The sequence below is a fragment of the Actinomycetota bacterium genome (assembly GCA_035540895.1).
Classification (GTDB): Bacteria; Actinomycetota; JAICYB01; order JAICYB01; family JAICYB01; genus DATLFR01.
Map to the genome: position 1 here is coordinate 1 of DATLFR010000229.1, position 11,784 is coordinate 11,784.

At 71.2% G+C, this 11,784-nt stretch carries 11 protein-coding genes; 3 read left to right on the plus strand and 8 right to left on the minus strand.

Translation table 11 applies throughout. From position 1 onward, the window contains the following. Together VM840_12620 and VM840_12625 are read left to right on the plus strand one after the other, a co-directional pair. On the plus strand, positions 1 to 372 hold a 372-nt coding region (locus tag VM840_12620; protein ID HVL82424.1), incomplete at its 5' end, for an endonuclease/exonuclease/phosphatase family protein. Positions 373 to 383: 11 nt separating this feature from the next. After that, complete coding sequence (locus VM840_12625) at positions 384 to 668, plus strand: hypothetical protein (GenBank protein ID HVL82425.1); 285 nt, start codon at positions 384 to 386, stop codon at positions 666 to 668. 7 nt (positions 669 to 675) lie between these two features. Here the strand turns inward: VM840_12625 and VM840_12630 are convergent, their stop codons facing one another. After that, the gene (locus VM840_12630) at positions 676 to 2,217 is read right to left on the minus strand and encodes a glycosyltransferase family 39 protein (protein HVL82426.1); all 1,542 of its coding nucleotides are present in this window, start codon (positions 2,215 to 2,217) and stop codon (positions 676 to 678) included. Positions 2,218 to 2,322: 105 nt separating this feature from the next. On the opposite strand from VM840_12630, the gene VM840_12635 reads away from it, so the two are divergent. Next, complete coding sequence (locus VM840_12635) at positions 2,323 to 3,780, plus strand: NAD(P)/FAD-dependent oxidoreductase (protein ID HVL82427.1); 1,458 nt, start codon at positions 2,323 to 2,325, stop codon at positions 3,778 to 3,780. A gap of 7 nt (positions 3,781 to 3,787) precedes the next feature. Here VM840_12635 and VM840_12640 read toward each other — a convergent pair whose 3' ends face one another. The 7 genes from VM840_12640 to VM840_12670 all read right to left on the minus strand — a co-directional run bounded on the left by VM840_12640 (position 3,788) and on the right by VM840_12670 (position 11,734). Further along, the gene (locus VM840_12640) at positions 3,788 to 5,461 is read right to left on the minus strand and encodes a CehA/McbA family metallohydrolase (protein HVL82428.1); all 1,674 of its coding nucleotides are present in this window, start codon (positions 5,459 to 5,461) and stop codon (positions 3,788 to 3,790) included. Positions 5,462 to 5,501: 40 nt separating this feature from the next. After that, positions 5,502 to 6,743 carry a crotonyl-CoA carboxylase/reductase gene (gene ccrA / locus VM840_12645; protein HVL82429.1) on the minus strand — a complete coding sequence of 414 codons (1,242 nt, stop codon included), beginning with the start codon at positions 6,741 to 6,743 and terminating at the stop codon, positions 5,502 to 5,504. Positions 6,744 to 6,797: 54 nt separating this feature from the next. Continuing rightward, the gene (locus tag VM840_12650; protein ID HVL82430.1) at positions 6,798 to 7,184 is read right to left on the minus strand and encodes a hypothetical protein; all 387 of its coding nucleotides are present in this window, start codon (positions 7,182 to 7,184) and stop codon (positions 6,798 to 6,800) included. Beyond that, positions 7,181 to 8,047, minus strand: a complete 867-nt coding sequence (locus tag VM840_12655; protein HVL82431.1) for a DMT family transporter — start codon at positions 8,045 to 8,047, stop codon at positions 7,181 to 7,183. The genes VM840_12650 and VM840_12655 overlap by 4 nt, the downstream gene beginning before the upstream one ends. A gap of 44 nt (positions 8,048 to 8,091) precedes the next feature. Beyond that, the gene (locus VM840_12660) at positions 8,092 to 9,885 is read right to left on the minus strand and encodes a S8 family serine peptidase (GenBank protein ID HVL82432.1); all 1,794 of its coding nucleotides are present in this window, start codon (positions 9,883 to 9,885) and stop codon (positions 8,092 to 8,094) included. 86 nt (positions 9,886 to 9,971) lie between these two features. Next, positions 9,972 to 11,495: a gamma-glutamyltransferase family protein gene (locus VM840_12665; GenBank protein ID HVL82433.1), complete on the minus strand. Its 1,524-nt coding sequence runs from the start codon at positions 11,493 to 11,495 to the stop codon at positions 9,972 to 9,974. Continuing rightward, a complete protein-coding gene (locus VM840_12670; protein HVL82434.1) occupies positions 11,492 to 11,734 on the minus strand; it encodes a hypothetical protein in 243 nt (80 codons plus the stop codon). Before VM840_12670 ends, VM840_12665 begins: the two co-directional genes overlap by 4 nt. Positions 11,735 to 11,784: the final 50 nt, after the last annotated feature.

The window sequence follows — 11,784 nt, forward strand, 5'->3', positions numbered from 1 at the left end:
CGCCTGGCTCTGGGGGTCGAACGACCGCGGACCCCGCCCGGGCGGGGTCCGCGGTCGTTCGACCCCCAGAGCCAGGCGGTCACGGTCGACGCACTCCTCACCCGGATCGAGGCGGTGGACGGACCGTTGATCGTGGCGGGCGACCTCAACATCTCCGACCGGCACCGCTTCTACAGGCACCTCCGAAGGCACCTGGGCGACGCCCACCGGGACGCCGGGGCCGGGTTCGGCTTCACCTGGCGCGCCCCGCGGCCGTTCGTCCGCATCGACTACGTCCTGCGGTCCGACCACTGGGGGACAGGACGCTCCGAGACGGGGACGATCCCGGGCTCGGACCATCGCTACGTCTACGCCGACCTCGTCCTGCTGTAGGGGGTGCGGGTATGCCTCGACGCAACCGTCCACGACGCGAGGACCCGGAGCCCGTCCGCCGCGCGTACTCCACCGTCGCGATCGCCGCCCCGCCGGGTTGGCAGGCCCTGCGCCATCTCGGCGGGGAGCCGGGCCGCACGTACACGTGTCCCATGTGCCGGCTCGTCTTCCCGGCGACGATCGACCACGTCGTCGCCTGGCCCGCCGATACGCAGGGGGAACGGCGCCGGCACTGGCACCGGGCCTGCTGGGAACGCGCTCAGCGGGAGGGGATCGAGCGGTACCGCTGGGAGTAGGGGTCCCTCACGTCCGCCGGTACAGGTACGCGTAGGCCGACGTGCCACGCCTCGGCCCGGCCACGGGGGGGACCGGGCCTACGCGCGGCGTCAGGGCCGGGGAGCGATCGAAGGCGTCGCGCAGCCGGTCGCACCAACCGTGCATGAGCTGGAACCAGCGCAGCTCGTCGGGGTCGGGGACCGGCCACGGGCAGACGAGGACGACGCTCCCTCCCCGGGGCACCGCCGCGACGAGGGGAAGCACGGTGCGACGCCAGTCCGCGCTCGAGAGACGGGCGGACGCGTCGGTCCAGTCGACGACCGTCGGGTCGCCCACGCGTCCTAGGGGGGTGGCGAACGTGAGGCCCGGCCGCAGGTACCGGTACAGCACCGGGACCTGCTCGATCTGGGTGGAGACGACGAGGTCGCGTTCGCGCAGTCCGGGCGCGAGCTCGCGCGCGACCCGCTTCACGTTGCTCTTGCGATCCGGTCGGAACGATGACCCCGTCCCGGTGATGCGAGCCACCGGGTCGATCCACAGGAGCAGCACGAGCACAAGGACCGCCGCCCCGCGCAGGCCCCCGCGCTCGATCACCACCGCGGCCAGGACGACGAGCGGCCCGACGATCACCGCCGCGTAGCGTCCTGCCCAGGCCGGCGCGATCTGGGAGAAGGACCACGCCGTGAGGAGGGTCAGGCCGACCAAGACGAGCAGGAACCGCATCTGGACCCCGTCGCGTTCCTGGACGGAGAAGGCGCGGACGAGGGGGCGCGAGATGGCCAGGAGCACCAGCGCGAGCGCCTCGAGGCCCCCGAGCACGAACCCGGCCACGGACACCATCGCGTGCGGCGGTGGACGCCGTGACCACGGGGCCCCCGTATGGGCGGCCTGGTGGAGCAGGGACGGCACCCAGGGGAGGTACAGGACCGCTACCGCCGCGAGGGCCAGCCCCACCGACGCGAGGCGCTTCGGCTCCCGGCGACGCCACCCCAGGTGATAGACGGCCGCCCCGGCCGCCCCGGCGAGCAGGAAGGCCCCCCAGTTGTGCGTGTAGAGGAGGAGCGTGCCGGAGAGCGCGAACCCGACGAGCGGCAGATACCCATCGGTGAGGCAGGCGCGGGCGAGCGTCGTCGCGGCGACGAGGGCCAGCAGAGCGACGAGCGTGTACATCCGCGCCTCGGTCGAGTAGTGCCCGAGGAACGGGTTGAAGGCGGCGAGCACGGCGGCCACCCAGGCGACACGTTCGGAGAACATCGCCCTCGCGCAGAGGAATGCCGCGGGGATCGTCATCAGTCCGAGGGCCAACGAGAGGCCGCGAACCGCTGCGTCGGTAGACCCGGCGACCCCCATCCAAGCGTGCAGCAACAGGTAGTACAGGGGCGGGCTGCCATCGACCCGCAGCACCGCGGGGATCTCGGCCGGCGCGCGGGCGGCTATCCCGACGGATATCGCCTCGTCGATCCAGAACCAGGTGCGGAGTCCCTCGATCCTGAGCGCGGCTGATGCGGCGGCGAGGAGGAGGAGGCCTATGCAGGTGAGGACGGCGCGCCGCCAGGTCGCTCGGGCCACGGATCAACAGGATACGGTTCTGAAGCAGGTGAGGGTTCGGTCGCTTGGCACCTGGGCATCTACCCTGCCTCGGACCGGGTGGGGGCGTCGATCGGAGGGCTGACGATGAGCGAACAGGGGACGGGCGTCCGTCCCGAGGTCGTGGTGATCGGGGCGGGCCCAGCCGGCCTCACCGCCGCCTACCAGCTGGGAAAGGCGGGCCATACCTGCACGGTCATGGAGGCAGACGACGTGGTCGGCGGGATCAGCCGGACGGAGCACCGCGACGGATGGCGTTTCGACATCGGAGGCCATCGGTTCTTCACGAAGGTGAAGGCCGTCGAGGATCTCTGGCACGAGATCCTCCCCGACGAGGACTTCCTCCTGCGTCCGCGCATGAGTCGCATCTACTACAAGGGACGGTTCTTCGACTACCCCCTGAAGGCTTCGAACGCTCTGATCAACCTCGGCCCGATCGAGGCCGTCCGATGCCTGGCCTCCTACGCGTGGGCCCGGCTGCGCCCGCCGGCCGACCAGTCCAACTTCGAGGGCTGGACGACGGCCCGCTTCGGCTACCGGCTCTACCGGATCTTCTTCAAGACGTACACGGAGAAGGTGTGGGGGGTGCCGGCCACCGAGATACAGGCCGACTGGGCGGCCCAGCGGATCAAGAACCTCTCGTTGATGAAGGCGATCGTCAACGCCCTCCTGCCGAAGCGGAACCAGAAGACGATCACCACCCTCATCGAAGAGTTCCAGTACCCCAAGTACGGTCCGGGGATGATGTGGGAGAGGGCCCGGGAGCTGGTCGAGGGCCAGGGCAGCAAGGTCCTGATGCAGACCCGCGTCGCCGGTCTGCGACACGAAGGGGGCCGCTGCGTGGCGGTGGTCGCCGAGTCGGGGGACGGGACCCGCACGGAGTACCCGTGCACCCATGTCGTCTCGTCGATGCCGATCACGTCACTGCTGCTGTCGATGGACCCTCCGGTCCCCGACGAGGTCCGCCGAGCCGCCGAGGGTCTGTCCTACCGCGACTTCCTCACCGTGGCCCTCGTCGTCCCGCAGGAGGCCGGTTTCCCCGACAACTGGATCTACGTGCACGCGCCCGAGGTCAAGCTCGGGCGGATCCAGAACTTCGGGTCGTGGTCGCCGTACCTCGTGAAGGAGGGGCGGACGTGTCTCGGTCTCGAGTACTTCGTCAACGAGGGCGACGATCTCTGGAGCATGCCGGACGAGGAGCTCGTGGAGCTCGGGAAGCGCGAGCTCGCGAGGTTGAAGCTGGTCGACCCCGCCCAGGTGGAGGCCGGGTACGTGGTGCGGATGCCGAAGGCGTACCCGATGTACGACGGGTCCTACAAGCGCCACATCGCGGTGCTCAGGAGCTGGCTGGAGGAGAACACGCCAAACGTCTTCCCGGTCGGCCGCAACGGGATGCACAAGTACAACAACCAGGATCACTCCATGTACACGGCCATGCTCTCGGTCGAGAACATCCTCGGCGCGAGCCACGACATCTGGAGCGTCAACGTCGAGGCCGAGTACCACGAGGAGAAGGCGGCGGAGCCCGAGACGGCCGACGCCTGAGCGGGCGTCAGGCTGGGGCGAGGGTGATCGGGTTCGTGATCGCCTCTATCGCGGTCCCGCGCTGCAGCTGGAGGCGGTAGTTCCCGGGGACGGCCGCGGTGAAGGGGAGCACGAAGTCGTCTGTGGGGACCGGCACCGACAGGATGGGCACGCCCTCCAACATCACGTGCAGGGTGCGGGGCTGCGGGTTCGGGGCCGCTCCCATCACCCGGGCGGTGAAGGTCGCCGTCGTGGCGGCCAGCCGGTCGCCCATGATCGCCCTGGACGTTTCGGCCTCGGCCGAGAACCGCAGATCCGGACCGGACGGCGTGAAGAACTTCACGTAGGCGTGTCCCTTCCGCACCGCGTCGGCGATCCCCCGCTCGGACAGCTCCTGCGCGTACACGACCGTCGTCGCCTCTCCGATCGGTGACTGCGTGATCCCGCCGGGTGTCCGCCCGGCGTGGTGCGAGTCGCTCGCACCGACCGCGGTGACGCGGTAGCCGCGCGCCCGCAGCTCGTCCCACCACCGGATGGCGAGCGGCGTGAACGGGTTAGGTCCGAGCTCGTTGCCCCGGGGGTCCGGGGTGCCCGCCGGGCCCGTCTGCACCTCCATCGCGTCCACGAGGGACCAGTCCGTCTCGGCGTCGGGGTACTCCCAGGAACAGCCCCGGCAGAGGCTTCCGAACCCCGGCACCTTGGCCGGGAAGGTCGTCGGGTGGTTCACCTGGGTCAACCCGCCGGCGGCGCGGATGTCCGACAGGATCCGGCTCGCGGGCTGCGCCGTCCGGACGAGCCGCAGGCCTCCGGCTCCCAGCTCGTACACGGGTCCCGTGCGGTGGTCGACGTAGGTGACGCTCCCGTGGTTGTTCACATGCCCTCGGTAGGTGATCACCTCGGCCGACCTGATCACTAGCTTGTCCGGGTACTGCGCCTGGTAGGCGCCGATGGACCCCCACTGGCGGGTGCCCACGTAGTCGGAGAGCGTTATGAAGTCGAGCCCGGCCTCGTCGAAGGCGTAACCGAAGGCCTCCATCATCGAGGCGTCCTGGGGAGCCGAGTGTCGGGCGTGGACGTGCAGGTCGCCCTTGTACCAGCCTGGCTCGCTCCTGGCCGGGGTGACGTCGTACGCCGTCGGCTCGTAGGGGTCCACGAGGTCAGCGGCGCGATGGTCCCAGTAGACCTCGAGCCGCCACGAGACCGACCCGTCCGGGTCCCCCTCCTCCGGACCGGCGACCGACGCGACCCCGATCTCGGCCGCCCACTCGCCCGCCGGGACCGGTCCTGGGTTGAACCCCACCGTGGTCACGTCCGGACCGCCGAGGTCGTTACCCCGGGGGTTGATCAGCACGTCCGGACGGCTCGACCCTCCCCACCCCCGGAACCCGTCCGGCCCGAAGGACCCGACGGGTGAGCGACGGTCGTAGAGGCCCATGTCCAGCGTGTGCTTCAGCTGAGAGCTCAACGGCGTCGGGGGCTGGTCGTGGCAGAGCCGGACCCGGAGACGGGTCTGTCCCTCGGGAACGACGAACGGCACCATGACGTACGCGCCCTCGAGCGTCGTGTCGAACGTCCCCGAGAACGTCGCGTCGGGCGCCCCCTGAGGGGAGCCGGGGCACGGATGTGGGGCGGCCGCGTCGGCGGCCGGCAACAGGACCGCCAGCAGCACGACGCCGAGGACCGCATGGAGGACGCGCTTCACGACCGACCTCTTCGCGGCCCGCCGACCGCATCCTCCCGCGTCAGACGTCGAGGTCGGTCAGGCCCTCCTCGGTCACGCCCACGAGCGCGGCCATGTTCCCCTCGTTGTGACGGTTCTCGTACATCAGCTGGTGCGGCTCCCAGATGTTCTCGAACGTGAAGACGTCGCCCAGGGACGGGTCGATCTTCCCGGCCACCACCATGTCGTTGAACGCGTAGGACTGCTCGTCGTTGGCGAAGTGCGACCCCTGCAGCCGCTTCTGGCGCATCCACAGGTAGCGGAGGTCGACATCGGCGTTGTAGCCGGTCGTCCCGGCGCAGATCACGACCATCCCCCCCGTGTCGCAGACGAACATCGACGTGGGGACGGTCCCCTGTCCGGGGTGCTCGAAGACGATCCGCGGGCTGCGGCGCTCGCCGAGCACGTCCCAGACGGCCTTGCCGAACGCCCGGCATCCCTTCGACCACTCCGCGTAGGCGGCCTCGTCCTCCCAGTTGGGCATCCGGCCCCAGTGGTCGAAGTCCTTGCGGTTCACGTACCCGACGGCACCCAGCTTCTTGCAGAACTCTCCCCGCTCATCGGAGGAGACGACCGCAACCGGGATCCCGCCGAGCTCCCGGACGATCTGGATCGCCATCGACCCGAGCCCCCCGGACCCTCCCCAGATGAGGACCACGTCGCCCTCCTGCACGGTGTGGGGAGGCCATCCCATGAGCATCCGGTAGGCGGTGGCCCCGACCAGCGTGTAGGCCGCGGCCGCCTCCCAGGTCAGATGGGCGGGCTTCGGCATGCACTGGTGCGCCTGCACCTTGGTGAACTGAGCGAACGAGCCCCAGTTCGTCTCGTAACCCCAGATGCGATAGCTCGGGTGGAACATCGGGTCGGTGCCCGCCGGGACCTCGTGGACGTCCCACTCCCCGCAGTGGATCACCACGCGGTCGCCCACCTTCACGTTCGTCACGTTCTCACCGACCTTCCACACGATGCCGGACGCGTCCGAACCGCCGATGTGGAAGTCGTCCGGCTCCCCGAACCGGGCGTGCACCTTGCAGACGTCCACCGGGATCCCCAGCGACGCCCAGACGTTGTTGTAGTTGATCCCGGCGGCCGCGACCCAGACCAGGGCGTCGTCCGGCCCGACCTCGGGCACGTCGATCTGCTCGACCTTGAACCCGTCCTTCGGCTCCCCGAACCTCTCGGGCCGGATCACCTGGGCCCACATCCTCCGGGGCACCTCGCCCAGCGGCGGGACCTCGCCGATGTCGTAGATCTCGCGGGTCATCGTGGCTCCTTCGTGCGTGGAACCACGACGCTACCCGTCGCGGGAGGGCCGGTGCTAGGCGAGCTCGGGCTCGTCGGTCTCGCGGACCGCTTCCTCCTCCGCGGAGAGTCCGGACGCGTCGCCGCTCAGGGAGCCGTACGCCTGGCCGTCGCCGGCCGGGGCGTCGACGAGCCGGTCGGTGGAGTCCCGGCTGGAGTCGGTAGCTCCCTCTTCGCGGCGCAGACGCTGGCCGTGCGGTTCGCCGTGCGCCTGCTCGAGGGCGGTCGTCCCCCAGGAGTTGGCCGCCTTCGGCTGCTCGCCCGGCGCGATGATCCCCTCTTCCTTCACGCCGATGCTCTCCTTCTGGGGCGGGTCGCCCTGCGCGAAGTCGGGGATCCCGGCGTCCTCGGAGCTCGCTGTCTGTTCACGGATGTGGTCCGTGTGCCTCGGGTCTGTGCTCATGGGGGCCGGGTACCCGCCCCCGGTGACGCCGAAACTCGCAGCTCGGCCGCGACCATGCCCGCGAGGATGAACGCCGCCCCGATCCATCCCCGCGCCGTCAGGCGGTCCCCCAGCACGGCGAAACCGAACAGCGCCGCGAAGACGGGCTCCATCGTGAGGATCACCGCGGTGCGGGTGGGCGAGATCCGCGACTGCGCCCAGGTCTGCGCCGCGAACGCGAACGCGGTCGCGCCGAGCCCGGTGAGCAGGAGCGCGAACCAGATCTGCCCTCCCGACACGCCCTCGACGCGGGCCGTCGGCAGCAGGACGACGAACAGCACCGTGCACACCGCGAGCTGGACGACGGTGAGCGCCCGGACATCCGCCCCCGGGGCGAACCGGCCCAGCGCGACGACGTGCAGCGCGAACATCACCGCGCACCCCAGCACGATGGCGTCGCCTCGCCGGAAGGCGGGGAGGCCGGGTGCCGTCTGGAGGCTGAGCAGGACGAGCCCCGTCGTGGCCAGCGCGACACCCACGAGCGCGGGAGCGGTAGGCGGACGCCGTAGGAACAGCGCCGCGAGCGCCGGCGTGAACACCACGAACAGACCGGTCACGAGCGCCGCGTTCGTCGCGGTCGTGTGCTGGAGCCCGACGGTCTGGAAGATGTAGCCGGCCCCCAGGGCCAGACCGGCCAGCGCTCCGGGGCGCACCGATCCCCGCACCCGTGGTCGCCAGAGCAGGGCGAGGACCCCCGTGCCGATCGCGAACCTGATGGCCAGGAACTGGACCGGCGGGATCTGCTCCACCGCCTGCTTCACGACCACGAAGGTGGAGCCCCACAGGGCGCAGGCCGCGACGAGGGCGGCGGTGGGGAGGAGCATGGCGGGGAGCGTAGCGCACGCGCGTCACGCTCCCCGCCGGGAGCTCAGGAGACCGTAGCCGTGATCGAGTAGGTCTTGGAGGTCGACCCGGAGTAGACGTAGACCCCCACGTACCACCAGTCGGCCGCCGGCCCCTGTAGGGTGCACGACTCGCTCGCGGAGCCGGTGTAGGGACGGCAGTCGAAGGCGGTTGGCGTCGGCTTGGCCGCGCGGCGGACGTACAGGTCGAGGTCGGGGTTGCAGCCCAGCAGCGCGCACGACGGACCCGCCAGGTCCACCTTCAACTGCTTGGCTCCCGCGGGCACCTGCACCTTGTAGAACCTCCACGTCCCCGAGGCGCCGTTCGTGTCCGACCTCGGGGCTCCGCTCGTCAGGGTGGGGGTCGAGGGGTCCGGGTCGCTCGAGACCGTGATCTGCCTGGACGTGCTCGCTCGGGCGCCGCCGTTGTCGGTCACCGTGAGCGAGACCGTGTACGTCCCCGCCGCCGCGTAGGCCTTCGAAGGAGCGGCCGACGTGGCGGTCGTCCCGTCCCCGAAGGTCCACGACCGCGAGGCGATGGTGCCGTCCGCGTCGGTGCTCGTATCGGTGAACGAGCAGGTGAGTCCCGTGCACGAGTTGGTGAAGGAGGCCGTGGGAGCCGAGTTCGCCGGCGGCGTCGACGAGATGAACGCCGAGTACAGGAGCCGGTTCGGCGATCCGGACCCGGCCGACGTCACCTTGCCCGTGGTGGCGGCGTCCCTGATGGCCGTGGCCACCGCGGACGGCGACGCGCCGCGGTTGACGCTCAGGTACTGGGCGGCCACCCCGGCCACGTGGGGCGCCGCCATCGACGTCCCGCTCATGGTGGCGGTAGCCGTGTCGTTGGAGTGGCCGGCGGACCTGACGCTCACACCGGGCGCGAACAGGTCGAGGCACGTCCCGAAGTTGGACCAGGAGGCCTTCCGGTCGCCCGAGTCGGTCGCCCCTACCGTCACCCCTTCGCCGACCCGGGCGGGTGAGGACGTGCAGGCGTCCTGCGGGCTGCCGAGGGAGTCGCCGTTGCCCGCGGCCAGGACGTACGTGATCCCGTCCGCGATCGAGTTGCGCACGGCCGTGTCGAGCGAGCTGGACGCACCGCCCCCCAGGCTCATGTTCGCGACCGCCGGCTCCCCGGACAGGTGGTCCTTCGTCACCCAGTCGATCCCGGCGATGACGCCGGAGGTGCTCCCGCTCCCGCTGCAGTCGAGCACCTTCACCGCCACGAGCGTCACCTGCTTGGCCACTCCGTGGGTGGTGCCCCCGACTGTCCCGGCCACGTGGGTGCCGTGCCCGTGGCAGTCGCTCGCGTCGTTGTTGCCGTTGACGGCGTTGCGGCCGTGCACGGCCCTCGGGGCGAGGTCGGTGTGGGTGATGCGGATCCCGGTGTCGAGCACGTAGGCCTTCACCGCCGTCCCGGTCGCCGTGTAGCTGTAGGCGGAGTTGAGGGGCAGGTCACGCTGGTCGATCCGGTCCAGGCCCCAGGGCGGCGAGCCCTGCGTCACGCGCAGCCGGACCACCGCGTCCTCCTCCACCCGGGAGACGAGGGGGTCGGCCGCCAGCGCCCGGGCCACGCGATCGGATGCCGCGACCGTGAAGCCGGACAGGGCGTGCGTGTACACGACCCTCACCGCGCCGCCGTGGCGGTCGGTGAGACGACGGGCCGCGGCCGCGACGTCGCCGGCGCCCGCCCGCAGGGTGACGATGTACCGCCCGCCCACCGGTTCGGCCGCTCGGACCACCCCGTCCCGAGCCGCTGCGGGCGTCGGGACGACGGTCAGGACGGCGGATGCGGCTAGCACGGCGATCAGGATCCGGCGCATGGGTCCCCCTGGGCAGCGTTCGACGTGGGCCCGGCTCCCGGGCTCACCTCTAGAACGCGCGGGTTCACGCGACCCGTCGCCCGGAACTAGAGGCCGAGCGCCGCGCCCTCCGCCCGTGGGTCGCTCGCCGCGACGTACCCGTGGGGGGTGACCTCGATGGCGTGGGCGTGCCCCATCCATCGGGAGTACGGCGGGTCGGTATGCACGCGGTGTCCGAGCGCGGCGAGCCCCTCCTTGACCTCATCGGGGAAGCGGTCCTCGATCCGGATCGACCAGTCCGCCGGGGAGACGACCCAGCGGGGCGCGTTAACGGCCTGCTGCGGGTCGAGCCCGTCGATCACGACGCGGACCAACAGCTGCAGGTGGGTCTGCGCCTGGCCGTCACCGCCCATCGTCCCGAAGACGAGCCAGGGCCGGCCGTCCCGGAAGGCCATGGCCGGGATGAGCGTGTGCATCGTGCGCTTCCGGGGACCGATGGCGTTGGGGTGGCCGAGGTCGAGCGAGAAGAAGGACCCGCGGTTGTGCAGGTTCAGCCCCCAGTCCCGGACGTGGACCCCGGACCCGAACCCCATGTAGTTCGACTGGATCAGGCTGACGAGCATCCCGTTCGCGTCGGCCGCGCACATGTAGGCCGTCCCGCCCGTCGCCGCCCGCCCCGGGGCCGGGGTGCCGGCGCGGGTCGGGTCGATCTCGTCTCGGCGTCGGGAGATCCACCCGTCCGAGAGGAGCTCCCCCGCGCCGATGGTCATGTGCTCGGGGTCCGTCACGTGGGCGTCACGGTCGGACAGGGCCAGCTTGACCGCCTCGATCAGCACGTGCTCCCGGCCAGTCGAACCCGCCGGCGGCAGGTCGACCCCGTCGGCGATGCGCAGCGCCTCGAGGGCCGTCACCCCCTGCGTGTTCGGAGGCATCTCGCACACCTCGAGGTCGCGGAAGGGCCCCCGGAGCGGCTCGACCCAGTCGCCGGTGTGGGAGGCCAGGTCCTCGATCGACATCAGGCCGCCGAGCGTGTCCGAGATGGCGGCGGCGATCTCCCCCTCGTAGAAGGGGTCCGGCCCGTGCTGGGAGAGGGTCTCTATCGTGCGGGCGAGCGCGGGCTGGCGCAGGACGGCTCCCGGCTCGGCGTAGACCTCGCGCCAGGCGGACGCGTACGGATCGGTGAACGCGTGCGCAGCGTCCTCGATGGCCCGGACGGCTCCCGGGGTGAGCGGGAACCCGTCGTGGGCGTACCGGGTCGCCTCGCCCGCGAGCTCGGCGAACGACATGGACCCGAACCTGCTGAGCAGGTCGAACCACCCCCGGACCGCCCCCGGGACGGTCACGGTGTGCGACCCGAAGGTGGGCATCCGCTCGGCTCCCACCCTCTGCGGCGTTGCCGATGCCGGGGCGCGTCCGGACCCGTTGTACGCGTGGAGCTCGCCGTCCCAGACCATCGCGAACAGGTCCCCCCCGTAGCCGCACAGGTATGGGGCCACCACCCCCAGGGCCAGGTTGACGGCGACGGCGGCGTCCATCGCGTTGCCGCCGCGGGCGAGCACGGAGAGCCCGGCTCCCGAGGCCAGGTAATGAGGCGAAGCGACGCAGCCGGTCGGGAACCGGCGCGCGCTCACGCGTCCGGCTCCGCGTCGTAAGCGGCCTTGACGCCCTCGGCTATCTCCCTCGCCTGTTCGATCTTCGCATCGTCGACGTAGAGTCGCGTCCCCCATTCGCCGATGAAGAGCGCCTTGCCTATGGCGCCGGCCTGCTTGTACGTCCAGGCGATGCCGGCGTCGTGCAGCGCCCCGGCGATCTCGTTGGCCAGCTCGTCGGTGAACTGGCCGAGGTAGACGGTGCGTAGGGGGCCGGGCATGAGCGGATGGTACCGAGGGTGCCGTGGACATGCCCGACCCGTGCCTTCAC

What these genes read in the sequence shown, in the direction of transcription:
- VM840_12625 (HVL82425.1), top strand. Translation starts at nt 384, where the DNA reads ATGCCTCGACGCAACCGTCCACGACGCGAGGACCCGGAGCCCGTCCGC.
- VM840_12635 (HVL82427.1), top strand. Translation starts at nt 2,323, where the DNA reads ATGAGCGAACAGGGGACGGGCGTCCGTCCCGAGGTCGTGGTGATCGGG.
- ccrA (HVL82429.1), bottom strand. Translation starts at nt 6,743, where the DNA reads ATGACCCGCGAGATCTACGACATCGGCGAGGTCCCGCCGCTGGGCGAG.
- VM840_12650 (HVL82430.1), bottom strand. Translation starts at nt 7,184, where the DNA reads ATGAGCACAGACCCGAGGCACACGGACCACATCCGTGAACAGACAGCG.
- VM840_12655 (HVL82431.1), bottom strand. Translation starts at nt 8,047, where the DNA reads ATGCTCCTCCCCACCGCCGCCCTCGTCGCGGCCTGCGCCCTGTGGGGC.
- VM840_12660 (HVL82432.1), bottom strand. Translation starts at nt 9,885, where the DNA reads ATGCGCCGGATCCTGATCGCCGTGCTAGCCGCATCCGCCGTCCTGACC.
- VM840_12670 (HVL82434.1), bottom strand. Translation starts at nt 11,734, where the DNA reads ATGCCCGGCCCCCTACGCACCGTCTACCTCGGCCAGTTCACCGACGAG.